At 40.7% G+C, this 25738-nt stretch carries 22 protein-coding genes; 12 read left to right on the top strand and 10 right to left on the bottom strand.

Annotated elements, in window-relative coordinates; all coding sequences use genetic code 11:
• The first annotated feature begins 3 nt into the window (after positions 1 to 3).
• Both FJ709_RS13980 and FJ709_RS13975 read left to right on the top strand, forming a co-directional pair.
• Positions 4 to 1134 (top strand): sodium ion-translocating decarboxylase subunit beta, encoded by a 1131-nt coding sequence (locus FJ709_RS13980; RefSeq protein ID WP_226410642.1) that lies wholly within the window; start codon positions 4 to 6, stop codon positions 1132 to 1134.
• A 170-nt stretch (positions 1135 to 1304) separates the two neighbouring features.
• Positions 1305 to 2114, top strand: coding sequence for a RecX family transcriptional regulator (locus FJ709_RS13975; RefSeq protein WP_226410641.1), 810 nt, complete (start codon positions 1305 to 1307; stop codon positions 2112 to 2114).
• Between the two features lie 157 nt (positions 2115 to 2271).
• Here the strand turns inward: FJ709_RS13975 and FJ709_RS13970 are convergent, their stop codons facing one another.
• Both FJ709_RS13970 and FJ709_RS13965 read right to left on the bottom strand, forming a co-directional pair.
• On the bottom strand, positions 2272 to 4188 hold the full coding sequence (locus tag FJ709_RS13970) for a choice-of-anchor I family protein (RefSeq protein ID WP_226410640.1): 1917 nt from the start codon (positions 4186 to 4188) through the stop codon (positions 2272 to 2274).
• Between the two features lie 436 nt (positions 4189 to 4624).
• A complete protein-coding gene (locus FJ709_RS13965) occupies positions 4625 to 5875 on the bottom strand; it encodes a dicarboxylate/amino acid:cation symporter (RefSeq protein WP_226410639.1) in 1251 nt (416 codons plus the stop codon).
• Positions 5876 to 6182: 307 nt separating this feature from the next.
• On the opposite strand from FJ709_RS13965, the gene FJ709_RS13960 reads away from it, so the two are divergent.
• The 7 genes from FJ709_RS13960 to FJ709_RS13930 all read left to right on the top strand — a co-directional run bounded on the left by FJ709_RS13960 (position 6183) and on the right by FJ709_RS13930 (position 15480).
• A complete protein-coding gene (locus FJ709_RS13960; protein WP_226410638.1) occupies positions 6183 to 6605 on the top strand; it encodes a YqaA family protein in 423 nt (140 codons plus the stop codon).
• A gap of 32 nt (positions 6606 to 6637) precedes the next feature.
• On the top strand, positions 6638 to 9496 hold the full coding sequence (locus FJ709_RS13955) for a M16 family metallopeptidase (protein ID WP_226410637.1): 2859 nt from the start codon (positions 6638 to 6640) through the stop codon (positions 9494 to 9496).
• Positions 9497 to 9692: 196 nt separating this feature from the next.
• Complete coding sequence (gshA, locus tag FJ709_RS13950) at positions 9693 to 11318, top strand: glutamate--cysteine ligase (protein WP_226410636.1); 1626 nt, start codon at positions 9693 to 9695, stop codon at positions 11316 to 11318.
• Positions 11319 to 11337: 19 nt separating this feature from the next.
• Positions 11338 to 11790, top strand: coding sequence for a hypothetical protein (locus tag FJ709_RS13945; protein ID WP_226410635.1), 453 nt, complete (start codon positions 11338 to 11340; stop codon positions 11788 to 11790).
• 62 nt (positions 11791 to 11852) lie between these two features.
• Positions 11853 to 12470 carry a transglycosylase SLT domain-containing protein gene (locus FJ709_RS13940; protein WP_226410634.1) on the top strand — a complete coding sequence of 206 codons (618 nt, stop codon included), beginning with the start codon at positions 11853 to 11855 and terminating at the stop codon, positions 12468 to 12470.
• Between the two features lie 416 nt (positions 12471 to 12886).
• Complete coding sequence (locus FJ709_RS13935) at positions 12887 to 14065, top strand: methyl-accepting chemotaxis protein (RefSeq protein ID WP_226410633.1); 1179 nt, start codon at positions 12887 to 12889, stop codon at positions 14063 to 14065.
• Between the two features lie 965 nt (positions 14066 to 15030).
• Complete coding sequence (locus tag FJ709_RS13930) at positions 15031 to 15480, top strand: hypothetical protein (protein ID WP_226410632.1); 450 nt, start codon at positions 15031 to 15033, stop codon at positions 15478 to 15480.
• A gap of 337 nt (positions 15481 to 15817) precedes the next feature.
• Here the strand turns inward: FJ709_RS13930 and FJ709_RS13925 are convergent, their stop codons facing one another.
• The 8 genes from FJ709_RS13925 to purE form a co-directional block, all read right to left on the bottom strand.
• Complete coding sequence (locus tag FJ709_RS13925; RefSeq protein WP_226410631.1) at positions 15818 to 16024, bottom strand: hypothetical protein; 207 nt, start codon at positions 16022 to 16024, stop codon at positions 15818 to 15820.
• A complete protein-coding gene (locus tag FJ709_RS13920; protein ID WP_226410630.1) occupies positions 16024 to 16425 on the bottom strand; it encodes a MerC domain-containing protein in 402 nt (133 codons plus the stop codon). Before FJ709_RS13920 ends, FJ709_RS13925 begins: the two co-directional genes overlap by 1 nt.
• Before the next feature lie 88 nt (positions 16426 to 16513).
• Positions 16514 to 16978, bottom strand: a complete 465-nt coding sequence (locus tag FJ709_RS13915; protein ID WP_226410629.1) for a Fur family transcriptional regulator — start codon at positions 16976 to 16978, stop codon at positions 16514 to 16516.
• Positions 16979 to 16980: 2 nt separating this feature from the next.
• Positions 16981 to 17571, bottom strand: coding sequence for a DUF2796 domain-containing protein (locus FJ709_RS13910; RefSeq protein ID WP_226410628.1), 591 nt, complete (start codon positions 17569 to 17571; stop codon positions 16981 to 16983).
• 105 nt (positions 17572 to 17676) lie between these two features.
• Positions 17677 to 18354: a DUF1826 domain-containing protein gene (locus FJ709_RS13905; RefSeq protein ID WP_226410627.1), complete on the bottom strand. Its 678-nt coding sequence runs from the start codon at positions 18352 to 18354 to the stop codon at positions 17677 to 17679.
• Positions 18351 to 19559 (bottom strand): zinc metallochaperone GTPase ZigA, encoded by a 1209-nt coding sequence (gene zigA / locus FJ709_RS13900; RefSeq protein WP_226410626.1) that lies wholly within the window; start codon positions 19557 to 19559, stop codon positions 18351 to 18353. Before zigA ends, FJ709_RS13905 begins: the two co-directional genes overlap by 4 nt.
• A gap of 205 nt (positions 19560 to 19764) precedes the next feature.
• A complete protein-coding gene (gene purK / locus FJ709_RS13895) occupies positions 19765 to 20847 on the bottom strand; it encodes a 5-(carboxyamino)imidazole ribonucleotide synthase (protein ID WP_226410625.1) in 1083 nt (360 codons plus the stop codon).
• Positions 20847 to 21338 carry a 5-(carboxyamino)imidazole ribonucleotide mutase gene (gene purE / locus FJ709_RS13890; RefSeq protein ID WP_226410624.1) on the bottom strand — a complete coding sequence of 164 codons (492 nt, stop codon included), beginning with the start codon at positions 21336 to 21338 and terminating at the stop codon, positions 20847 to 20849. Before purE ends, purK begins: the two co-directional genes overlap by 1 nt.
• 438 nt (positions 21339 to 21776) lie before the next feature.
• Here purE and FJ709_RS13885 point away from each other — a divergent pair, with 438 nt between their 5' ends.
• The 3 genes from FJ709_RS13885 (at position 21777) to FJ709_RS13875 (ending at position 25692) form a co-directional block, all read left to right on the top strand.
• The gene (locus FJ709_RS13885) at positions 21777 to 22664 is read left to right on the top strand and encodes a hypothetical protein (protein ID WP_226410623.1); all 888 of its coding nucleotides are present in this window, start codon (positions 21777 to 21779) and stop codon (positions 22662 to 22664) included.
• An 85-nt stretch (positions 22665 to 22749) separates the two neighbouring features.
• Complete coding sequence (locus FJ709_RS13880; protein WP_226410622.1) at positions 22750 to 23640, top strand: hypothetical protein; 891 nt, start codon at positions 22750 to 22752, stop codon at positions 23638 to 23640.
• An 81-nt stretch (positions 23641 to 23721) separates the two neighbouring features.
• Positions 23722 to 25692, top strand: a complete 1971-nt coding sequence (locus FJ709_RS13875; RefSeq protein ID WP_226410621.1) for a vWA domain-containing protein — start codon at positions 23722 to 23724, stop codon at positions 25690 to 25692.
• Positions 25693 to 25738 lie beyond the last annotated feature (46 nt).

The raw sequence follows: 25738 nt of genomic DNA, 5'->3' as shown, positions 1-25738 counted from the left end.
ATTATGGAAGGATTAATGGCCTTTTGGGGCGAAACAGGTATTGCTCATTTCACCGGTGGGCAAGTATTAATGATGGGCGTAGGGTGTTTATTACTTTATCTTGCCATCGCACGTGGCTTTGAGCCTTTGTTATTATTGCCTATCGGCTTTGGTGCCATTTTAGCCAACATTCCCAATGCAGGCTTTACCGATGAAGGCGGCTTGCTTTGGTACGCTTATCATATAGGGATTGAAACGGGAGTTTTTCCGTTATTGATCTTTATGGGCGTTGGCGCTATGACCGATTTTGGAGCCTTAATTGCTAACCCTAAAACGTTACTATTAGGGGCCGCAGCACAGTTTGGTATCTTTGCCACATTGTTGGGTGCGATAGCATTAAATTGGGTGCCAGGTTTTGAGTTTACTATGCAAGATGCGGCTGCTATTGCCATTATTGGTGGCGCAGATGGCCCCACAGCTATCTTTCTGGCCTCTAAGCTCGCGCCAGATTTGTTAGGCGCAATTGCGGTAGCAGCATATTCGTATATGGCGTTAGTACCTTTAATTCAACCGCCCATTATGAGGTTGTTAACTACTCCTGCTGAACGTAGCATTAAAATGGAGCAGCTTCGCGAAGTCAGTAAACGTGAAAAAATTATTTTCCCGTTAATGGTAGTTGGGTTAACCATTTTGTTTTTACCTGCCGCCACGCCACTTGTGGGTATGTTCTGTTTGGGTAATTTGATGCGTGAATCGGGTGTAGTTGACCGTCTATCTAAAACATCACAAAACGAACTTATCAATATTGTCACTATCTTCTTAGGGTTAGCTGTGGGATCTAAACTGTCAGCTGATCAATTTCTACGAATTGAAACCTTAGGCATTTTACTGCTAGGTGCAGTGGCATTCTCTATTGGTACCGCTACAGGCGTGTTGATGGCTAAGTTAATATGTAAGTTATCAGGCGGTAAGGTTAATCCATTAATTGGCGCAGCAGGCGTGTCAGCCGTGCCTATGGCGGCCCGAGTGGTTAACAAGGTTGGCTTGGAAGCTAATCATCAAAACTTCTTGTTAATGCATGCTATGGGCCCGAATGTGGCTGGTGTGTTAGGCAGTGCCGTTGCTGCTGGGGTCTTATTAGCGGTATTAGGCTAATATCGTTTTAAAGTTATATATCTACACATTGAAGTAGCACTTAGAAATCTGTGTCGATATTATTAAAATAAGGCCAGTGCATCATGTACTGGCCTTATTTTTTGCTTAATCATCATTAGCCATAACTGCTACACTGTTTGAGATTACTTGTTACTTAAAGACCAATTTCTATGCAGCGTGCCCCATTACGTCAAGCCAAAACTATCGATAATGTCTTTAACAGTGCTTACTGGCATCTTGGTCAGCAAGACTTCACTATTAACGAAATTCGCACCAAGCTAGCGCGTAAAACTGATAATCAACAATGGATTGATATCGTACTGGCTAGACTAGTAGAAAGTGGTTATTTAAAAAATGACTTCGACTTCGCTGTACGTTATTGCCAGTCGGCCTTTAGCAGTGAGCTAGGTGCAGGCGCAATAAGGCGCAAACTACAACTGCGCGGTCTATCAGCAACAGACATTGAAACAGCAATAGAGCAAGTAATGCACGAGCAACAGGTCGATACCTTTGAAATGGCCACGTCTAGACTACTTAATAGATTTGATAACTTTAATGGCACCAGTAAAGAAAAAGTCTATACCCAGATGACTACAAAAGGATTTTCACGCGCAGAAATTGATCATGCATTATCCCACCATCCTGAAAGTGACACATTGCGCAGCAAGCTGGCGATAAAAGCTGACAAAGTTGATTTAACAACAGAAATTATTAAGCTATTTAATAAAGGCAAAGGTAAAACACTTATCTTGCAGGAGCTTAAACAGCGATTGATTGACGTGACTGATTTTGAAGAAACCCTTTACCAGTTAACCTTAACTGAAGAGGTTGATTTCTATCAAAGCTGTAAAGATCAGCTAGCTAAAAAACGTTATAACTTATCGGATTACAAAGAAAAGTCGAAAGCGTATGCGTATTTATCCCGTAAAGGTTTTGGCAGTGATGAAATAAAAGAAGCTATGTCACTAGATGACGAATAATCGAGTAACTATTTTTGTTGAAATTTAAATTTAATAGCCGATCTCTATAAAATAGGGATAAATACAAAACGCCAAGCAAATTATGTTTGGCGTTTTGTATTATGTAGCGATAAGTAAACCTTATATATTTAGGATCTACTTGAGTGAGGCAATGACCTTACTGTAATCGTAATTGATATACAGCAGTTGTGCCGCTGACTTCATTACCAATAAGTAGTAGTGGCACCCCTGTTGGGCTGTTTTGGCTAGCAATAAATTTCATCCCTTCAGGACCTAAATCACCGGCCATTGATGCATCACCTTCAACTCCACCAGTGTCGGTATCAATGGCAAAATCAGCATCAAAGTTACGATTATGAACGTAATCTACGAATGACACAGCAAAAGGATTGCTGATGTCGTAAATCATAAATCCAGAAGTGCGTTCTAAACCAATAAATGCATAAGTATTTGAACCAATCTGACCTATAGCGAGAGCTTCTGGCTCTGGTCCTTTATCGTCACTGCGGCTGTCACCTTTGTTTTCATCGTTGTTATTATTAAAGTTCATCCCTAATAACGCCGCAGTAATACGCTCAAAGTCACCAGCACTGTCAAATACTTGTTGACCATCAGCTGTCCAAATTGAAAATGAACGACCACCATAGGCAACAATTTTATCCATTAACCCGTCATTATTGTCATCGCCCATACTGGTGGTTACTTTTAAACGTCCCAGTTGGGTTTTATCTTGTGCGGTGGCAAACTGTGGCTGGTTAGGGTCTAAACTTAGGTCCGCAGCGCGAGCTTCTTCAGAAAACCCTGCATAATCTCGAGCATCGCCTTCGTTGGCTGTCACGATAAAGTCAGCATTGTTCCAGCGATAACTGGCAATCGTATCTGGCTGATACATGCCATAAACACCAGTGTAAGTTTGTAAGTTTATCGCATCGTCTTTATCACTAGCGTCTATTTTGTTGGTATCTAAGCCAAAATTCTTAAGGCCTAATGCGATAATATTTTTTACCTTTGCCGCCTTGATATCAATCACCGCAATGGCATTGTTTTCTTGTAAACTAACATAAGCATATTGATTGTCTGGAGAGACTGAAATGTACTCAGGTTCAAAGTCTTGCGCTACGCTAGCTCCTGGACCATTGATTTTAATTAATGGGCTAAGTTCAGCATGACGTAAACCACCTAGGTTAAAATCTTTAAAATCAATCATGGTAGCCGATGTTGCCGGTACACCATTGGTGATGGCAATAAGCCCAATAGACCCTTCAGGATCGACATCATAAGCGCTGTTCGGCTCACCTTCATTAGCAACTAACAACACACTACCATCAGGCGTGAAAGCGACATTGTCAGGTAACGCACCCACTTCAACAAATGACAAGTAGACAGGTAATTCACTGCCTGATAATTGATAAAAGGCAACAATACCATTGCCTTGAGTCGCATTACCTAATGAATCAGCACGTTCAACGGCCGTGGCTAATAAATTACCCGACACACTGACACTGTTAACTGCACCTAATAGAGTTAACCCTGTATCGCCGCTGATATTCAATTCAGTTTTTTTGGTGATATTATTTAAACTATAACCTGCTTCAGCTTCAACGGGTGTTTGAGTCAATTGTGATAAATCTAACACATCAACCTTGCCACTTTGGGCATTGACCACAAATGCGCTTTGGCTAGTCGAGTGATAGTCAACGATTTCAGCGGCGCTAAGTCCATAGACACCTGATTGATAACGGCCGACTAAATCAACACTCAGGGTATTTAGGTTGTTATTACAAATCACTTGAGTTTGTAGGCTATCAACTTCACTAGACTCCAGTACGCCATTACTGTTGGCGTCTAATCCGGTTTCAATTTGCTGTCCACCAAAGGGGCACTGCGCATGACCTGCCGTAATGGGGGTTACCGCGACTAATGCTGATAATCCTATACTGCCATCAGTTCCGTTTGCGCCATTAGTCCCCGCGGCACCTGTTTGCCCGTCATCACCATTGCATGCTGTTAATAACATTGTGGTCATAATTGCAGACACTAAAAGTGTTGCCTTACCTTGAGTAAATCGCTTCATAAACTAACGTCCTGAATAGAATTCTGTAATATAAAGCGGACAATTTAGTTAACTTGCGTGACAGTTTAATGATATTAATATTGCATTTATATGCTCTAGATAAACTGTTTTGTGCTTTATACAAGAATGCTGCGTAAGTATGAAATACGCATTTTCTTACTCAGCGAACACCTTGCAACAAAGACTCTTATTGTAAAAATAAATATGTTAGCAGGATATTTTTGGTTTTTTTGTTACCTGAGTATAAGATTTTGACGTTATTGTAGGTGAGGTTATGTAAAAAGACCGCATGCAGAATAACCCTATTATGAACCGAATTAGACTGCGGGATAGGCGATAAAAAATGCCAATATCATTAACGTGATATTGGCATTTATTGCTTTAGCATCAACAGACTTAAAGGTACTCAATCAAACATAAGTCCTTTCAACGCTGGTTAAGCGATTTTCTGTTCAGTGAGTGTCTCTTCAGAGTTGAACTGCTCAATATCTAATTGACCTTCGCTTTTGCCTATAACAACCGCGGTCATCATGTCACCGGTGACATTGGTCGCGGTGCGGATCATATCAATAATGCGATCAATGGCGGCAATAAATGCAATGCCTTCAAGGGGCAAGCCGATAACACCTAAGGTAACAGTTAACATCACCATTGCACTGCCGGGTACGCCAGCGGTACCTACAGAGGCAACCGTGGCGGTAACGGCAATCAGCATGTAATCAGTCATATCTAAGGGGATACCGTAGATTTGAGCAATAAAGATAGCGGCAATAGCAGGGTAAATACCACCACAACCGTCCATGTTCATGGTCGCGCCTAACGGCAGTACAAAGGCACTGTAACGTTTTGATACGCCCATTGCTTCAGTACAACGTGTACTAGCAGGTAGGGTACCAAAGCTCGATGCGGTACTAAAGGCAACCAGCTGAGCAGGCATGGCTTTGCGGAAAAACTTTACCGGGCTTAAGCCAGCGGCAAATCTAATCAATCCACCATAAACAAAAATAATGTGAATGAACGCAGCAATATAAATGGCAATAATAAATTTACCTAATGGTAGTAAGGTACTTAAACCGTACTCGCCAACAACCCAAGCCATTAAGCCAAATACACCAATCGGGGTCAGTTTTAATACCATGCGCGTCAGTTGAAACATCACTTCAGCACTGGCTTCCATGACCTTCTTCAATGGTTCAGCTTTTTCACCGACGGCATTAATTGCAATACCGACTAAGGCTGCAAATACAATAATCTGTAAAACTTTACCTTCAGCTAAAGAGGCAAATGGATTAACCGGGATCATATTGAGTAATACTTGGGCAAACCCAGGAATGTCACGTTCACGCACTTCGGTAGTGGCTAATTCAAGTGAACCACCCATGTCGATTAAGCTGCCAACCGCTAAACCAATAAATGAAGCTATCGTGCCCGTCAGCATAAATAGGCCTAAGGTTTTCAAGCTTAAGCGCTTTAAGTTTGTTTGATTGCCTAACGAGGTAATACTGACCACAATGGCGCAAAAGACTAGCGGGGCGACCAACATTTTGATCGCGCTAATAAATAGGTCACCCAATGGCTTAAGGATAATTGCAGCATCGCCTAAAGCGACACCCGCAAGCGTCCCTAATATGAAGCCTGCGAGGACTTTCTGCCAAAATGGAATACGGTTAAAGGTGTCTAAAATCATCGGGATTCTCAGTTTATTATCATTGTAAGTTATAGCTACAAAAAATGAATGTGTTGATTATGAATAATGCATCCGTCTATTGCGGCGTGGATCAATCGTGTAAGTTACGCATTCTAGGTAGATGAAGCAAATTTAATGGCATTCTAGAGAGGCAAATAAAGACAAACAACGTTAATTTGATATAACTTATAATTATATATATCAATGTTAATATAATTATAAATTTTACAGTGCAACAACTTTTATAATGAAACACTTTTTTGTGTAAAAGTATGAGAAATAGTATTTAAAATCATAAGGGTACATTTTGACAGAATTATGGTTGATGTTTTCTGGGGCTTTTTTAGCTGCCACCTTGTTACCGGGAGGATCAGAAGTTTTACTTATTGGTTTGTTGCAACAAGACAACCAATCTTGGCTAGGGTTATTAATAGTCGCCAGTTTGGGCAATACCTTAGGTGCCGTCACGAGTTATTATTTAGGCCGAGCTGGACGATTTGCAAAATCACCAGCTGATTTTGATAACAAGTATTATCAACGTTCACTAGGTTGGTTTGAACGTTTTGGGGTATGGGCATTACTGTTATCTTGGCTACCGCTTATTGGTGACATCTTGTGCTTAATTGCCGGGTGGTTAAAGTTACCTATGGTAAGCTCAACCATAATGATTTTTATCGGTAAAACAGTACGCTATAGTTTAATTGTGTTTGTCTTTATGGCAGCAATTTGATCATTTAGCGATATAAACTCAAGGAGTGTTTTTTGAAAAAGTGGATACTTGCGGTCGCGATTAGTGCGGCAATCACCGGATGTGCAGCAGAAAAGACGAATAGTAGTGTTAGTTCCATTACACAGCAAACCAGCTTACCAGCAGGAGTCAGTTTAATTGAAACGATTGTCGCTGCTGACAGTGAGATTGGCATTTCTTACAAAAAATATCAGCTGGCCAATGGGCTAACGGTGATTCTGCATCAAGACACATCAGATCCCCTTGTACACGTTGACGTGACCTATCATGTGGGCTCGGCACGGGAATTAGCCGGACGCAGTGGTTTTGCCCATTTATTTGAACATATGATGTTCCAGGGCTCACAAAATGTCGCCGATGAGCAACACTTTAAAGTGGTTACCGAAGCGGGCGGTACACTAAATGGTACAACCAATTCCGATAGAACTAATTATTTTGAAACTGTACCCAAAAATCAGTTAGAAAAAATGCTCTGGTTAGAGTCAGACCGTATGGGTTTCTTGTTACCTGCTTTAACCAGTGAAAAATTTGAAGTACAACGTGAAACCGTTAAAAATGAGCGGGCACAGCGGATTGATAATCGCCCTTATGGCCGTTTAGGCGAGCGTTTTGCACAAGCGCTTTATCCTGAAGGGCACCCTTATTCATGGCCAGTTATTGGTTGGCCGGACGATCTTGAACGTGCCACTGTCGATGATGTGAAGCACTTTTTCCAACGTTGGTATGGGCCTAATAACGCCACATTAACCATTGGTGGTGATTTTGATGAAGCGCAAACCTTAGCCTGGATTAACCAATATTTTGGTGAAATCCCTTCAGGACCTAAAGTGGATGCTACTACTAAAACAGCGGTCACTTTAGATAAGACCCGTTATATTTCAATGGAAGATAAAGTACATCTGCCTTTGTTATACGTGGGTATGCCAACAGTGTATGCCGGTCACCCTGATGAAGCGGCATTAGATTTACTGGCTGATATCATTGGTGGCGGTCAAACGTCATTGTTATACAAAAACTTAGTTAAAGATGGGCTTGCGGTGCAATCATCGGTTAGTCATCCATGCCAAGAATTGATGTGCCAATTTACTTTGTATGCCCTAGCTAATCCTGCCAATGGCGGCAAACTAGACGCATTAGAAGCTAAAATTAATGAATCTATTGCTGAGTTTGAGCAACGCGGTGTCACTGAAGAGGATCTACAAAAGGTTAAAGTACAGTTTGAAGCCAGTACTATTTTTGGGTTGCAAAGTGTCGCTGGCAAGGTGGCAACTTTGGCCTCAAACGAAACCTTTTATGGTGACCCTAACCGAGTAGCTAAAGATTTAGCCCGTTACAATAGCGTGACCAAAGCAGATGTTATGCGGGTATTTAATCAATACATCAAAGATAAACCTAGAGTGGTGATGAGTGTGGTGCCTGAAGGTCAATCACAGTTAATTGCCAAAGCAGATAATTTTGAACCCAAAACCTTAGCCATTGCAGAAGATGCGGTGACAGGACTGGTTGATATTAAGCCTGTTGTATCACACTTTGATCGCGCTTTAATACCAGCTCCGGGTGACGCACCACAGTTGACTGTGCCGACACTTTGGTCTGCCACCTTAAGCAATGGTATTGAGGTGATGGGCACTGAAAGTGAAGAGACACCGACAGTCGAGCTAGTGATTTACCTTGAAGGCGGCCACCGTACTGTGCCTGTTGAAAAAGCCGGACTAGCCAAGCTAACCGCAGCTATGATGGATGAATCAAGCAATAAGCGCTCAACAGAAGAGTTAGCTCAAGCATTAGAAATGTTAGGTTCTAATGTCAGTGTTAGCGCAGGTGAGTCACAAACCTATGTGCAAATATCGAGTTTGTCGAAAAACCTTGCCGCAACCTTAAGCATTGTTGAAGAGCGTTTATTCCAGCCTGGTTTTGTCAGTGCAGACTTCGAACGCGTTAAACAGCAGCAATTACAAAGTTTGCAACAAGCAATGACCAATCCGAGTTTTCTGGCCAGCAATGGTTTTTCTGCCTTGTTATATGGCAATAATACCGCCATGGGCAGTAGCGATTTAGGCACAGTGGCATCGGTATCGGCATTAACCCTTGATGATGTAAAAGATTTTTATCAACAGCAATTTACTGCTGGTAATGCGCAAATGGTGTTGGTGTCTGATTTAGCCAAAGCTGATGTGATACCTATGCTTAATGGATTTAGCCATTGGGCGGGTAACGCCAGTGTGCTTTCACCTATTGATAAACGGATCCACGCTAAACCTGCAACCATTTATATTATCGATAAGCCAGATGCGGCGCAGTCGGTGATTAATATTGGTAAACGCGCATTAACCTATGATGTTACCGGTGATTATTTTAAAGCTAACTTAATGAATTACCCATTGGGTGGTGCATTCAATAGCCGCATAAATTTAAACTTACGCGAAGACAAAGGTTACACTTATGGCGCCAGAACAGGCTTTAGTGGCCAAGAAGACAGCGGCGAGTTTATCGCCTCCGCCAGTGTTAGAAGTGATGTCACAGGGGCGGCGATTAGCGAGTTTATTAATGAGATCCAAACCTATCAGCAGTCTGGTATGAATGAAACAGAATTAGCATTTTTACGCAATTCGATTACTCAAGGACAAGCGTTGGACTTTGAAACACCTTATCAAAAGGCCGGTTTTATTCGTAAAATTCAGCGTTATCAGCTAGACCATCAATTTACCGCTGAGCAAACTCAGATCATTAATTCAGTGACCACCACTGAATTAAACTCACTTGCCAAATCGCTACTTGATATCAATACTATGGTGATATTAGTGGTTGGTGATAAAAAAGTCATTGAGCCACAGCTTGCGCCATTGGGCTATCCAATTGAAGTGTTAAATTAATTGCCTATATAGCTGACTTGAATTGATCTGATTTACCCCAATATCAGTATTTGTTCTAGTTAAAACGGCGGCAGAATTTCTGTTGCCGTTTTTGTTTACAGTTTTTTTGCCAATTTGGTAATAATCTCGGGTATCATCGGGTCTACTGATACCAATCGTATTTAATCACGCGAATTAATCAATAGAGAATAGAATATTGAAATCTTTCAATGAAATTGTCGACCAACTTGGCGACAGCGAAGGGCGCGAAGCCTTACTCGGTATGCTCCGTGGTATTGAGCGTGAAGCTTTACGTATCGAAGGTAACGGCCAGTTAGCACAAGATTTACATCCACAAGCTTTAGGTTCTGCATTAACACATTCAAGGATCACCACTGACTACAGTGAAGCTTTGCTTGAGTTTATTACCCCAGTGCACAATGACATTGATGAGTTGCTTGAAGAGTTAACGCAAACCCATGCTTACACAGTGCGGAACTTAAACGGCCAAAAATTATGGCCCGTTAGCATGCCTTGTTATGTTGGCGATGTAAAAAATATTCCCGTGGCACAGTATGGTGTGTCAAACAACGGCCTGATGAAAACCCTCTATAGAAAAGGCTTAACTCATCGCTACGGTGCGTTAATGCAAATTATTTCTGGGGTGCATTTTAACTTTTCTGTCTCAGCAGAGCTATGGCAACGCTTATTTGATAATAAACTATCTAATAATCCGCAGATGCGTTCAGACTCATTAAGCCGTTGTGAGTTTATTTCTGAATCTTATTTTGGTTTGATCCGAAATTATCGCCGTTTGGTATGGGTGTTGCCATATTTATTTGGCTCTACTCCCGCATTATGTTCATCGTTTGTGAAAGATCAAACCGTTGATTTTGATTTTAAAAAAACCGGAAAAGGCACACTTTACTTACCTTATGCCACATCATTACGCATGAGTGATTTAGGCTATACCAATAAAGAACAAGATACGCTGAATATCAGCTATAACTCGCTGCCCGAGTATCTAGCGGGTGTGCAAGCTGCGATTAAAATGCCATCGAAAAAGTTTGAACAAATTGGCGTTAATGTGGACGGAGAATACCGTCAGCTAAACCATAATATTTTGCAAATTGAGAATGAATTTTACTCGCCTATTCGTGCTAAACGCGTGACAAAATCGGGCGAAAAACCTTCACAGGCTCTGATGCGTGCAGGGGTTGAATATATTGAAGTACGAGCACTGGATGTTAATCCATTTAGCCCGGTTGGTATTGATGCCACTCAAGTACGCTTTTTAGATTTATTCTTACTGTATTGCTTATTGTCACCGTCAGCACTGACCGATGATCAAGGCGAGAAAGAAATTGCGGCAAACCTAAAAGCTGTGGTGTTAGAAGGACGTAAGCCTGGGCTAATGCTTAAGCAAAATGGCCAGGATATTGATATTAAAGTGTGGCTAACCGATTTGTTTGCTGACTTGTCTCGACTCGCCACTTTATTAGACGGTGAGCATGGCTACAGTTATCAAAACGCATTAAGCCATTGGGCTGGTGCGATTGAAGATCCTAGCCAAACACTTTCTGGCCGTGTCCTTAATGAAATTATCACTAAAAATGTGGATCATGGCGACTGGGTTAAACAACTCGCTAATAATTACCATGATTTTTTATGCACTTATCCATTAAGTCATGAAATTGAGCAGCAATATAAAGATGAGGCAGAATCATCATTAGACAAACAGCAGCAGATAGAATCTGAATCTATGCCTAATTTTGATATTTTCCTGCAAGAATATTTTAAAGAAGTTGCTTCGCCAGAGTTGTATAGTGGCTGTAAAGCATAATGAAGGGCGATAAAGTCTGATGGGTGCAGTAAAACGATTGAACCCACAATCAGGGGTGTTCTTCAGCCTAACAGCAACGATTATGTTGCTGTCTGGTTGTGCATCGTCTGACAATGGCCTTGAATGTGGCACTGTGTCTGCTTATATAAAACCAGATGCAACCCAGTACCTTTATCGCACTATTGTGACCCACTTAGATGGGGTGCCTGTTATTTCTCGCCCTAATTACTTGCTGCAAACGGGTGAGCATCAATTTACGGTAGTGGAATTAATTAACTCACCTGAGCTAAAAGTGTCATTATCAGCGCGAGGTCCAAAAACTTTAACTGTGAATGTTGAAACGGATCAGCGTTACCATATAGCCGCTCAAATGAATACCGACAAAATTTACGTTGGTAGTAATAAAGACTTCTGGCAACCCGTGGTATTTAAGCAAGAATTCTTTGAGTGTGAGCTAAATCCAAAACCATAAATTGCATTAGCAGGCCATAGATGTGACACTTAATTTTTATCAAGTGAGCTAATTGAGGTGCTATGAAACCGTTTTTATACATGGTCAGTTTGTGCAGTGTAATTGTATTATCCGGTTGTGCGACCTCTCCTCCTGCTGAACCTGAAAACCTTTGCTCCATTTTTAAACAACATCGTTCATGGTATGAAGCTGCGGTAGATACCCGTGAAAAGTGGGGCGTGCCTGTGCATGTTCCTTTAGCCATGATGTACCAAGAAAGTTCATTCAAGCATAACGCCGCTCCACCCATGGAGTACTTTTTGGGCTTTATTCCTACCGGGCGTGCCAGCGATGCCTTCGGTTATGCGCAGGCTAAAACCATGACCTGGGATGATTATGTGCGAGAAACCGGTAATTCATGGTCTAGCCGCAGCGACTTTGATGATGCGATGGATTTCATGGGCTGGTTTATTTATAAAACCAATAAGATTAATGGCGTGTCTAAATGGGATGCGAAAAATCAGTATCTCAATTATCACGAAGGCTGGGGCGGTTATAAACGTGGCTCATATAAAGCCAAAAAATGGTTAACACCCGTTGCTCAAAAAGTTGATGACCGCGCCAGGCGCTATGCTCAGCAATATCAAACATGTAAGGATGATCTTGATTCATCATGGTTGTGGCGACTTTTCTTTGGCTAACTTGACCCGATTTTTGTTGTTAAAACAATCAAAAAAATATCACCAATTAGGTGGTATTTTTTTATGACATTTTATTAACCTCAGCTCGGGGTAAGAGATGAAAAAACGGTATTTAAATAGCAAAAAAATCAACGATTTACCCTAAATCTTGAGCTTTGCGCTGTTAACAAGCCGAATTTATGCGTCAATAGCGAGCTATTGCAAATGAATTCAACGCATTTAGCGGGGCAAAGATCTGTTTGATATGGATTTATTATCCCGAGCTGAGGTTTATTAGTTTAACTTCACCCTTGTTTGCCGATACAATGTAACTAGCTTGTTAACAATGCATTTACCTTATGATGAATAACACCAATATTATTGATAACACAGCCCCTCCAGATTGCAGAATAATAACAAGATAATCGGAAAATAATATGAATACGACATTCCAAAAATCGATACACCGTAAGTTATTAGCGCCTATTTTATTAACAATAGTGCCTTTTTTAATCATTATTAGCTTTTTGGACGCTGAAATAACTAAGACTACGATATTAAGCTTACTGATTGGATTGCTGGTGTGTCAGCTGGCTATCGGATTATGGTCAATGGAGTATTACTTACAAGCACGTTTGGCTAAATTACATCAATATTTACAGCTGGTGGTTAATACAGAAAAAGCGCCAGCAGGGCCGCTTAAAGATAATGAAGCTGACGAACTTGCATTGATCACCAATGACTTAAGCCAGTTTGTTGAAGGCTTGAAAGTCATATTAGATGTTATTCGAGTTGATGCCAAAGCGTTCAAACAAGGTGCTAAAGTATTAACCGAACAAATGCACCAAGCGGAAGGTTCGGTTGATAAAAGCGTACATGAAAACGAACAAATAACCTTATCACTGCAAGAAATTACCCATACCGCTACTGAATTATCCTCTAATGCAAACGAGTTAAAGTCAACGTCAGCAGAAGTACACCAATTACTGCAAATCGGTAATAAAGATGCCATTGAAAATCAAACGGCAATGACCGCTTTAGCTAGCGGAATTGAGAGTATGGTCAATGATGTCAGTTTATTGAATCAAGACAGTTTAAAGATTGGTAATGTACTTGAGGTGATCAAAAGTATTGCCGAGCAAACTAACTTACTGGCATTAAATGCTGCCATTGAAGCCGCCCGTGCTGGTGAGCAAGGGCGAGGCTTTGCGGTAGTTGCCGATGAAGTAAGAGCACTTGCACACCGTACTCAAGAGTCAACAGTAGAAATACAAATCATTGTTGAGCAGTTACAAACCAAAGCTAAAAATGCCGTGAATGGCATCAGTGAAAGTCAGCGTATTAGCCATGGAAGTGTCGAACAGTGTCAACGTGTTACCCGCGCATTTAAAGATATCGAACAGGCTTATGGCTTGCTAGATAATGTAGCCAGTAATATGACTTACAGTATTCAGGGCCAGCAGTCCTCTACTGAAAGTATTAATCAGCGCGCCAATGAAATATCGCGCCTTAGCCAAGAAGTGTCCCAAGGGTTAAAAGTGGTTGTCGAAAGTGCGCAAATTCAAAGTAAAACCTCAGATAAACTAGAACAAGTACTTGGGCGAGTCTGCGTGTAATCTATTGATAATTTTATGGCCTATCTTTTTTATTGATAGGCCATAAAGCGAATAGCAGACGCTTAAATACTGTGTTGATAAAAGTTCAATTTGTTTGCCATTTTGAAAAAAAGTCAATGTCGTGGCGCTTCGCCCACACCAGACCAAAGGGGCAAAACGCTTGCGCCCCTTTGGAAACCCTCAGCGCCCCAGACGAAAAATGCTGAAAAGCGCATAATTTCGATGGGGATCGATCCAGCTTTAAACTTCATCTGTATCCAGCGTCGGCCATTGTCACCTAATATAAAAAATATCCTAACGCTTCCGATGGGCCGTCCATGGCCCAACGAAAGCTAGCGTGGCATCCATGCCAAGCTCACGGGTTCTCGGAATAAAGAGTCTCGATGACCTCAATTCAAAATGGACATCCCAGCTTTTCTTATGGAATTGTTACAAATGAAGTTGAATCGAAGATGTGAAAATTTCGGGTGCAGATGAGCCAGCGAGTAACCAAAACAGGGCGAAGTTTCACTAAGTGAAAAATTTCTGAGCGAGAGGCATGGATGCCAAACTGGCTGTTTAACATGGATGTTATTGGTTTGGTTAAGCCCACATGGATGCTGATTTTAAAACCAAGAGCCGGCGTCTCGCTGGATCATCTGCACATAGGCCTGCGGCAGGCAATTGGTTAGATTGAAGTTGTGGGCTTCAGTAACCAAACCAATAAAAACAAAGTAAAACATTGAATTAAAGCGATAAAGTAGATTAAAGTATCAAACTTAAGGGAAAAGTAGGGTAACCTCGAACATAATCATCGAGCACGCCATTTAGGGAAGAAAAAGCCATTCAATAGCATGCGTTTATTAACTCCCTTAAAATGTTTACCCTGACCCCACTAATTTTCACACTAATTTTCAAATTTACAAAAAAAGCAAACTAATGTTACTGGTATACGTTCAGGGTTAGAGTACATTCAAAATTATGGTATGAATGCCCTTCAAATAATTGGTGGTGTAGGACAAACTACATTTGGATTAGGGTTGATGAGTAATCCGGTCACTTTTGTTCCCGGCGCTATACTTTTTGCTCACGGTCTCGCTAACACAGTTCAAGGTACTGGGTTGAGTGGCAGCAATTATGCTCAGAAAGGATGGCGTGGGCTTTTAGGAAAACAATATGGTGATTATACGTATTATGGGGTTGATATAGCGAGTGCTGGTTGGTCTGCATTGGGGAGGAAATTAGGGCAATTTAGTGCAAAAGCTTCAAGAACGTCAACAATTCATCACTCAAGTAATATAAACAATGCATTGGGGCGAAGTAACGTTTATTTTAGGGGGGATTTCATAAGAAATTATCAGACAGTTACTGGGTCATCGTTAGCAATTAATGATGGATTAGTTATTCAATATGGGATGAGGCACAATGCTGACTAACAATATGTTAATTTTGCTCGTTCCAGGCCTGTTTATACTGGATCTTATCCTTACAATAGGTGTCAGAATTAAGAGAGTTTCTGATGTTAATTTTATTGCTTTAATAAGGTTTATTACTTTGGTCTTAGGCAGCATATCGACATGGCTTTTATTTTTCGATGTACCGTCGCATGGTGTGTTATTAGACTACTTAATAGGCATCGTTCTGTTGTATTTTATACCGATTAGATTGATATTTGTTAGATAAGAAAAATTAATGAGATCCATAGTTAAAATATTTAGTCTGTCAGTTAAAGAGATAACAAAGCCCGTATTCGCGGGCTTTGTTATCTCTGGCTTAGGCTGCGAGCTCGTTATCGTTGGACCACTCGATCTGTTTCTCGGCTGCTTGTTCGACCTGTTGCTCGGCAAGATACTCACTGGCCATGGCCTTGTGTTTATTGACGTTCATGCTGCGGGCTAGGGTTTTCAGCCTTGCAGCCAAGGTTGGCGCTTCGCCCTTATCACTCTGACCGCTTTGTGCATCCAGCTCTTGTAGTGGCATTAGGCATTATTACACTGTGATTGATTACGTTTACAGCGGGTTAAATTCACAAAATGCGCAATAGCCACCAGGCTAGAACCAATTAATGTCAGTACTTTTTCGCCAGAATCTCCCACTAACTCATGTCCCCAAATCGCAGCAAATAAAAGTAACATAAGCCCTGTGCTGCCTAGTATCAACAATCTGAAACTGTTATGTTTTTTACACCCTAAAGACAATGCAATTAGGCTAATGGGAATAACGGTGATGAGTATCCATAAATGAAAGGCTTCATTGTCGAGTTGCAGTGCCCCTAATCCTGGCAGTAATACCAGTAATAGTGGTAAGAATAAACAATGTACAGCGCATAATAGCGACAAACCAATTGAAAACTGGTCTGTTATTTTTTGAACGACTTTCATTGTTATATCCTGTGAACTGTTTGTAAATACAGCAGATATGAGTAAAACACTTTGCTTTACTCATTAAGAAGGTTATCTCACTATCGGGCTAAGCCGCTGTCGATAAGCAGGTATGACATATACAGTTCATTTCTAATTGAGGGCTAACTAAGTGAAAACCAGCCTGCTCAACATTACTTTTAAGTTCGGCTATAGTTGATTTATTTATGGTGATTTCTTTTACCTGATTACATGAACTACAAATCAAAAACTGCGGTACACCATGATCATGGCTACAGGTAATGTGCGAGCACGCGACATATTTGTTGGCCAAATTGAGCTTATGGACTAGGTTCTCATTCTCTAAGAAATCCAGTATGCGATATACGGACATGGCTGGAATTTTCTCACCAAAATTGGTCAGGTATAATTCGATTAAGTCATAAGCCGACAGCGCTTTTTCAGATTGAACTAATGAAGCCAATACTTGTTTTCTTTTGATAGTTAATCGCGCACCATGACGTTTACAGTTTTGTTCAGCATGTTTTATAATGACGTCTAGGTTATGTAGCATTTTTATCTCAAACTAATAATGTTGTTTTTAATGTTTAGGGTGATAGCACCTTGTTGAGTGCTGGTAACCCACATAGCCTGTATTTTTTCAACACTAGGGAATTTTTCAAATACTGTAACAGTAATGGTAGATAAATTTTCTATTTTTTTACAGTGATAATGATAGTGAGCAATAACCTCACTATGGCCGTCATTATGTGATGGCTTATTTACCTTATCTGTCACGCCACTGTTCTGGTTTTGGTTTTGGTTCTGGTTTGTCATGCTTGAGGTATTGACAGTGCTATTTACAAGTTTACAATTTCCGGCTTTAAGCACAAATAAATCGGCATCTTTAGCCAGTTTTGTTGCTAAATCTGCAACGGATTTTATGTCACTCTCCGTTTTTACCACATGTTCAAAACCAACTAAATCCGCCGCTGGAGCGCTTATTTCAATTTCAATCGTCTGGTCTTCTATCGCTATCGTGACTTGTGCTAATCCATGGACATGGGCATCAAGATAAGCGTAACTGGCGGGTGAGCAAGTCACTATTATCAGTATGGTGGTGTTGCGCCAATAACGCTTAATCATGCTAATACTGCTGTGTTTCATTTGGCGATGATTCCCTTGCTATGTTCTTGCAAACGATGGCGAGTCTTCTAAGCGAATGCCTTGCAGCAAATTGCTGTGAAGTTGGCTTTAAAAGACCCGCAGACCTTAATTAATGAAGTCGATAGTTAACAGTAAACGAGATTCACCGACCGCTAATGGTGGGGAGCGATGAACTAATCCTGCCCCTTGATGTTCATCCCAAAGCTCACCTTTTAGTAATGCCACATCACCGGTATTTAAGTGTTGAATTTTGTTTTGATGATCAAATAGTCCTGAGTTTTCATCAGTATGACCTTGGTTACCCGCACCTAGTTTGCTTCTTACTACATCTTTATGCTCAAGCCACTGAGTCGCTATGCCTTGGTACGTGGTGACTAATCTGCAAGGGATACGATCGACATGAAATCGAGGGCACATGGCATGGTCTAAAATGGTTAGCCTTAATCCGACACGCTTTTGATCAAATAAACAACAAAACATATCAACTAGCTGAGAAATGTCATGACTAATCATAGTAACCGCATCGGTTTGACCAAATATATCGTAGAGTTTTTGTTGGGTATCTTGTGGCGTTACGGCCAATATTGTTTGCTTTGTGGTACTGGTATTAACAAATGTTCTGACGGCTAAAGATAAGGCTTCAGACATGCTACGTTGCCAAATCACCATATTCGTATCTGGTTGGTAAATATCTGTAAAAATAGCTAAGTCATCTCCTTTTACTGAGCGCCGAGAGAGGGTGCTATGGATTTTTTCTTGGTGTACAGCTTCTAATTGGCTCATTGATCATCTCCCCACAGAGGGAAGGGATCATTGAGTGTCACCCAATAGTCTTGGCCTTTTAGCAATTCATCATCAGTTAGCAGGCAGTCATTTAATGCTTGTATCATGGCAGTTTTATCTAATTTTTGACCAATAAAGACTAGTTCCTGACGCATGTCACCAAAAGGTTCAAGCCATTGTTTTTGTATTTCCATGAGAGACTCCTCATCAGTGGGCCAATCTTCTTTTGGTACTGCTTTCCAAAACATTCCTGAAATAGCATATCGTGCCATGCCACCAGCTTGATTCCATTGACCGACAAATTCTGGTTGTGACGCTAACCAAAAGTAGCCTTTGGATCTGAGTAGTTTTCCAAACGGTTCAGTATTGTGAATAAACTGATAAAATCTATCGGGATGAAATGGACGACGCGCCTGAAAGTTGCAACTACTTATGCCGTACTCTTCTGTTTCAGGAATGTGTTCTCCACGCATCTCTTTAAGCCAGCCTGGGGCTAATTGGGCTTGTTCAAAGTTAAATAAGCCGGTGTTAAGAACCAGGCTAGTATCAATTTTCCCCTCTGACATGGGAATAATCTTAGCTGTGGTGTTTAAGGCTTTGAGAATCGCAGTAAGTTTTTCTAGTTCGGGTGATTCAACTAAATCTGTTTTACTGATCAAAATAACATTAGCAAATTCCACTTGATCGATAAGTAAATCTGCAACGCTTCTTTCATCTTCATCCCCAAGTGATTGCCCTGTTTCTTGTATATCTTGCGCTTCCTCATAGTCGCGTAAAAAATTCACCGCATCCACAACGGTCACCATAGTGTCTAACGTAGCAATATCTGACAGCGATACGCCATTTTCATCTGCAAAAGTAAAGGTCTCAGCAATAGGCAATGGCTCTGATATACCCGTTGATTCAATGACTAGGTAATCAAATCGACCTTCTTTAGCTAATTGACTTATCTCGATCAGAAGATCTTCACGTAATGTACAACAGATACAGCCATTGCTCATTTCGATCAGCTTTTCATCGCTTCTATTAAGCGATATATCATTATTGACTGTGGCTGCATCAATATTAATTTCACTCATATCATTGACGATAACGGCGACTTTTTTACCGTCACGATTATTCAGAATATGGCTAAGCAGGGTGGTTTTACCTGCACCCAGAAAACCAGAAAGTACCGTCACAGGCAGTTTTTGTTGTTGAAGCACGGTTAATGATCTCGAAGTAATTTTGAGTTATGTTACAACGTATCATTAATGTGATCCATATCTTTATCAGATTAAAAATAGAAATAGACTGAAATATAACTTAGATGTCGTGTAATTAAATTGCAGCGACGCCAGACCAAAAACGATCAAACATAAAAAAAGGAGCCTAGGCTCCTTCTTGTATTTCACTGACGTTTAATAAACCTTAAGCAAACTCAGCCAATATCCAATCAAGTGGTGCTTGATATTGCGTTGGCATCCATAATTTTAATTGGTTTATGGTTTCATTTAACGCTGCAGTATTATGTATTGATAGATTCAAATGACCCACTTTGCGGCCTGAGCGAACTTCTTTGTTATACCAAAAAAGTTCAGCGTTAGGCAGGCTTAACCAGCGGTCGTCTTTTTCAATGCCAATTAAGTTCACCATTACACACTGGAAGTTTACTTGTGGGGTATGAATGGGCAAGTTACATAGAGCACGTAAATGCAATTCAAATTGATTGATATGACAACCCGTTTGGGTCCAATGACCTGAGTTATGAACCCGTGGAGCCAGTTCATTTACCAGTAAATGTTCGCCGATACGGAAACATTCCATGGCCATAACACCGACATACTCAAGGCCATTCATGATAGTTGAAAGCATGCTTTCAGCTTCATCTTGCAAATGGCTAAGACGAGCTAATGGCGCAATTGACGCCATTAAAATACCGTCTTGATGTAAGTTTAATGTCAAAGGATAAAATAAACAGCGACCATCTTGAGTTCGCACGCCGACTAAAGACACTTCTTCGTCAAAATTAATCGCTTGCTCGGCAATGGCTTCATTGCGCCAGTCATTCGGAATGCTGGTCGCTTCAGCTTGCTTTAACCAATGTTGACCTTTACCGTCATAACCGCCGGTGCGACGTTTCAATAACACACGGTCGCCATAGGCTTGGTGTAAGTCGTCGGCCTGCACTTTATCGTCAACTAACCGCCAAGGTGATGTGGCTACGCTGAGCTCATCTAACAAACTTTTTTGAGTAAAACGATCGGCTAAGCGCCCAAACACAGGACCATTAACGAAATGCGCATGAGTACTGAGTTGCAAGCTAGTGCTTGATTCAGGCCATTGTTCACGTTCAGCAGTAATGACGTGTGATGCATCAATCGGTAAGGTCTCGCCTGTTGGCGCCATGATGTCAACCGGGCGAACATCTATCGCTAAAGGTTGCCCTGCATGGCTGAGCATTGCACCCAATTGACCATTACCTAACACCCAAACAGTATGTTGTTGGCTCATTACGCTTCTCTCGGATCAGGATTGTCTAAAATCATGCGAGTTTGTTCTTCACGAAACGCCTCAAGTCGAGCAGCAAGCTCACTGTCGGTTATTGCAAGGATTTGGCTGGCTAATAAGCCTGCATTAAATGCGCCCGCTGTACCAATTGCCAAAGTACCTACGGCAATACCTTTTGGCATTTGTACGATAGATAATAAACTGTCCATGCCTGATAACGCTTTACTTTGCACAGGGACACCCAGAACAGGTAAACGTGTTTTTGAAGCAATCATGCCAGGTAAATGAGCTGCACCACCTGCGCCGCCAATAATGACTTTGTAACCTTTGTCGACAGCTGTACTGGCAAAGTCCATCAGCTTGTCTGGAGTACGGTGAGCTGAAACCACTTCAACATGATAAGGCACCTGGAGTTTATCCATAATTTCAGCCGCAGCTTCCATCGTTGGCCAATCACTTTTAGAACCCATAACTACAGCAACAAGGGCTTGCATGTTTACTCCTTAATGTACTATTTATTGGTATATTTAGCTCATCATTACCCAATTAGTGGCGAAGTGATTGCAGCATCAATATTAAGGCGATAAAAAAGGGGACAGATAATAGCATGATGACTTTAATTTCGCTGCTGTTTAGTGTTTCGTGCGGCTAACACTTAGTTTGTAAAATAGAAAACTCTATAGAGTGAGGTTTGAACCGCTTGCTCATAAAAATGATAAAGATCAAAAAAGTATGAGTTATCCAGCTTTGTTAGTAAAATGATACCAAAAAGGTGGTATATTGTTATTTGTAGATCAAGGATTCCGTTTGGCAATAATGGAATGGTGTATGCCGAAATATAATCATCATAAAATGATTTTAAAAACTAGTTAAATTTATCAGTAGTTTAACTTTAGATTGACTGACTATAATCACTAATTTAGAGCTGAACCTTGACTATCAAACACTCATCAATTAAATCTTCATTCATAAAAACGGCATCAAGTTTGTTTGCTGGTGGAGTCGTATTTGGACTGCTTTTATCAAACTCATTTGCTGATGACGCTGACGCTGAACTGAAAGCTGTAATGTTAGGTGAGTTTTCTGAAAACGCTATTGATGTGACGCAAATGAAACCTATGGCTGTGTTGGCCCTATTGAAACAAAACAGCTCACAAAATATTGCCTTTTCTTTTCAACAAATGAGTATGCCCCGCGGTTGGTTAGAGATAACTAAAATTGACAATGCCTGTATGTATAACAAAGTCAAAACCGAAAAACGGCAAAAAATTGCTTATTATAGCCAATATCCTATTACCCTATACCCACCATTAAGACTAATTGTACGGGCAGCTGATGCCGATAAATATTCAGCAGGCTTTGATTTATCGACTATTGAGCCGCAGCAATATATGCGTTATGCGGTGGCTAAAAGTCGCTCTTATGGCAAAATGCTCGACATACAGATTTCGGCTCAAAAAGAGTTATTATTTTTTCGTGATGGGGCTAATTCAGTTGGTAAACTAGTGGACATGTTAGCGCTTAATAGAATTGATGGATTTATCGAGTATGCTGATTCTGTTAATACTCATATTACTGAGAATAAGATTAACTTCGATTTTAAAAGCATTGCTATAAAAGGAATAGATAAACCCTCACCAGGTTATATTGTCTGTTCTAAAACAGATTATGGAAAAAAATTGATTGATGCTATTGATCAGGCGATGAGTAGAAAACCTTTCCAAAATGAGCTAATCTCTATTCATAATGATTTTGCATCTATAGATGACAAATCACTGTTAACTTCTGAGTTAATCAGTATCTTTGGGCAACCTGAATAATTAAAGTTAAAGCAAAAACACCGCTGTAAAGGATTATTAATTTAAAAATGGATAGACGTTAACGACTGTTTTGCAGGAGTATTATGTGAGCTATTCAATCTTTAAAAAAGAGTCTCTATTGACGGCTAAAATGATTAAGCGTCTATGCTTAAGCCTAAAGCTGGTGTTATTGATCCCGATATTTCCCTCCTTACTACAATCAATCCAAGCTAGCCCGTTGCAGGGAATTTTATTAGCTGAAATTGATAGTAATCAAAACGATTTAGCCCAAGAGCAACCGATGGGAATGTTTGCTATTTTATTGCAACATAACCAAAATCTATTTCATTTCGATCAACAGCAGGCGAGTTATACTCGCTCTTGGAGTGATTTAAATAAGCTTGGCAATGCATGTATGTATAACAAGTTTAAATCAACCGAACGTGAGCAAGTGGCTTATTTTAGCCAAAAACCGATCAGTATATTTCCACCGCTAAGATTAATTGTGTTAAAAAAGTATGCGGCACAATTTCCACAACAAATCGATTTAGCCAATTTACCCCCAAGTTTAAAAGGTCAAATAGGTGTAGTGACATCACGCTCATATGGTGAAGCGATTAACCCAATATTATTGGCCCACCCTGAGTCATTTTATTTTCGCAGTGGCATGGGCTCGACGCTTAAACTTTTAGAAATGCTCACAAAAGAGCGGGTAGTTGGTGTTATTGAGTACTCAAAAGAGGCCAGTTTAATTCAGGATTTACAGGGGCTGAACTTTGATTTTCAAGCTATTCCGATTAAAGGTGTGATGCGACCAAACTTTGGCTATATGGCTTGTTCAAAAACAGCTGCGGGTGAAAAGTTGATCGCAAATATAGATTTAATTATGGCGACGCCGGCTTTTAAACAGGCTTTTATTGAAGAACATCTTCAAAATTTTGATGATGATGAGAAAGCTTTACTCAAGCCAGAATTGGACAAGTTACTTCAGCCATAATGTGTTTAGGTTATCTAGAAAAACCCTTTTTAGTTTTGATTACGTTATAAAACACAAGCGTATTCAAATAAGGGTTTTACCATGACTATTTTTACTTCATTACGACTCTCAAGATATAACCAGTCACAGCATCTACTTTCGCAGCATTACTGTTATTCTGCAGCAAAATGGCCAATGGGCTTATTGCTCATCGGTGCTTTAGGATTAGTGGGCTGTCAGCAAAAACTTGAATCCGAATCTGTTGGGCCTGAAGGTATTTCATCAGAATCTATGCCACTTGAAGCAGGGCAGATTGATAAGCGAATAAACGAGCAACAAAAAATGCCCAACGACAGTAAAGGGATTACTTATTCGTTAGCGCAAACCAGCACAGATATTGCTGAACGTCAGGCTAAATCAGATTGGGTTAAATCATCTGTACTTACTCATCAAAACGCGAATGACAAATATCATCTAGTGTCGAATGAAAATCGCATCGGTGCCATCGGAAATTTTGCCGCCTATGTGCAAAATGGCAATATGGTCACCGCAGAAACGCCCATATCGACCTTTTCAATTGATGTTGATACTGCAAGTTATACCACCATGAGACAGCAAATAAACCGTGCAATATTACCGCTAAAGAACAGTGTTCGTGTGGAAGAACTGCTGAACTACTTTGATTATGACTATCCCATACCAACTATAAATGAAGCGCCTTTTAGCATTAATACCGAATTAGCTCCCTCGCCGTATAACCAAGATGCAAAGCTTCTGCGCATAGGCATTCAAGGATTTAAGCTAGCAGCGGATCAAATAAAAGCTAAAAATTTAGTCTTTTTAATTGATGTTTCAGGCTCAATGTCTGCAGTGGATAAATTACCATTATTACAACAAGCCTTATTAATGTTAACCCAATCATTAACCGCGCAAGATAGAGTCTCTATTGTGGTATATGCCAATGGCGTACACCAAGTAGTTAGTGGCGCAAAAGGCAATAATACCCAGCAGATAAAACAGGCGTTAAATAACCTTCAAGCTGGTGGCGGCACTAACGGAGGAAAAGGCTTGGCACTCGCCTACGACTTAGCAGCTCAGCATTTTATTGATCAAGGTATTAATCAGGTGTTACTGGCAACCGATGGCGACTTTAACCTTGGTATGACTAATCAGACAGAACTGATTAACTACGTTACCCAGCAGCGAAATAAGGGTATTGGCTTGACCACATTAGGGTTTGGCTTAGGCTCGCAATCTGCCCAGTTTAACGATGTTTTATTAGAGCAACTGGCTAATCAAGCTAATGGTCAGTATGCCTATATCGATAACCTCAATGAAGCACGTAAAATGTTACATGATCAATTATCACAAACCTTAGATATCATCGCATCTGATGTTAAAATTCAAGTTGAGTTTAATCCCGCCATCGTGTCGGAATATCGTTTGATAGGATATGAAAACCGTCAGTTACAGCGCCAAGATTTTAATAACGATAACGTGGATGCGGGCGAAATAGGTGCCGGCCATAACGTAACTGCAATTTACGAGCTACGTTATAACGACAGTGAAAGTTTAATGCATGAGCCATTACGCTATAAGCAAAATCGTGAGCCGAGTTCAGGGGAGGTGGGTAAGCCATTTACGCGTAACGAAATAGCATTCTTAAAACTGCGTTATAAACCCTTTTCAGGTGGCAAATTAGCGGCAAATGACAGTCAATTAATCAGCCAGCCTATTTATGCCGACATCGAAGTTAAAGGCATTCAACAAGCCAGTGATGATTTCAGGTTTGCCGCCGCAGTCGCGGGATTTGGGCAATTACTCAACCATAATCATTATGTGCATAATACTGATTATGATAAGTTGATAACACTCGCTCAAACGGGATTAGGCGAAGATAGATTTGGCTATCGGCATGAGTTTGTTCAATTAATGCGTTCGGCTAAATTGCTCGTTGAACAGGGTGTCGGGCAACAAGGGGGCTTTTATGACAAGGTACAGCCAACTGAGTATTCATCAGCGCTTTCTCCTACAGTAACTCGCTCAGTGCCGAAAACGATGCAAACCAATTAACACTATTATCCCTAGGCTGGTGGCACTTAACCTCTAGCTTATGGGT

This window comes from Shewanella glacialimarina (assembly GCF_020511155.1).
GTDB classification, from domain to species: Bacteria; Pseudomonadota; Gammaproteobacteria; order Enterobacterales; family Shewanellaceae; genus Shewanella; species Shewanella glacialimarina.
This window is presented reverse-complemented; position numbering and strand designations above follow the sequence as displayed.

Excerpts from the sequence above, each read along its gene's own strand:
- FJ709_RS13980 (WP_226410642.1), top strand. The coding sequence starts at position 4 with ATGGAAGGATTAATGGCCTTTTGGGGCGAAACAGGTATTGCTCATTTC.
- FJ709_RS13975 (WP_226410641.1), top strand. The coding sequence starts at position 1,305 with ATGCAGCGTGCCCCATTACGTCAAGCCAAAACTATCGATAATGTCTTT.
- FJ709_RS13970 (WP_226410640.1), bottom strand. The coding sequence starts at position 4,188 with ATGAAGCGATTTACTCAAGGTAAGGCAACACTTTTAGTGTCTGCAATT.
- FJ709_RS13965 (WP_226410639.1), bottom strand. The coding sequence starts at position 5,875 with ATGATTTTAGACACCTTTAACCGTATTCCATTTTGGCAGAAAGTCCTC.
- FJ709_RS13945 (WP_226410635.1), top strand. The coding sequence starts at position 11,338 with ATGGGTGCAGTAAAACGATTGAACCCACAATCAGGGGTGTTCTTCAGC.
- FJ709_RS13940 (WP_226410634.1), top strand. The coding sequence starts at position 11,853 with ATGAAACCGTTTTTATACATGGTCAGTTTGTGCAGTGTAATTGTATTA.
- FJ709_RS13935 (WP_226410633.1), top strand. The coding sequence starts at position 12,887 with ATGAATACGACATTCCAAAAATCGATACACCGTAAGTTATTAGCGCCT.
- FJ709_RS13930 (WP_226410632.1), top strand. The coding sequence starts at position 15,031 with ATGAATGCCCTTCAAATAATTGGTGGTGTAGGACAAACTACATTTGGA.
- FJ709_RS13925 (WP_226410631.1), bottom strand. The coding sequence starts at position 16,024 with ATGCCACTACAAGAGCTGGATGCACAAAGCGGTCAGAGTGATAAGGGC.
- FJ709_RS13920 (WP_226410630.1), bottom strand. The coding sequence starts at position 16,425 with ATGAAAGTCGTTCAAAAAATAACAGACCAGTTTTCAATTGGTTTGTCG.
- FJ709_RS13915 (WP_226410629.1), bottom strand. The coding sequence starts at position 16,978 with ATGCTACATAACCTAGACGTCATTATAAAACATGCTGAACAAAACTGT.
- FJ709_RS13910 (WP_226410628.1), bottom strand. The coding sequence starts at position 17,571 with ATGAAACACAGCAGTATTAGCATGATTAAGCGTTATTGGCGCAACACC.
- FJ709_RS13905 (WP_226410627.1), bottom strand. The coding sequence starts at position 18,354 with ATGAGCCAATTAGAAGCTGTACACCAAGAAAAAATCCATAGCACCCTC.
- purK (WP_226410625.1), bottom strand. The coding sequence starts at position 20,847 with ATGAGCCAACAACATACTGTTTGGGTGTTAGGTAATGGTCAATTGGGT.
- purE (WP_226410624.1), bottom strand. The coding sequence starts at position 21,338 with ATGCAAGCCCTTGTTGCTGTAGTTATGGGTTCTAAAAGTGATTGGCCA.
- FJ709_RS13875 (WP_226410621.1), top strand. The coding sequence starts at position 23,722 with ATGACTATTTTTACTTCATTACGACTCTCAAGATATAACCAGTCACAG.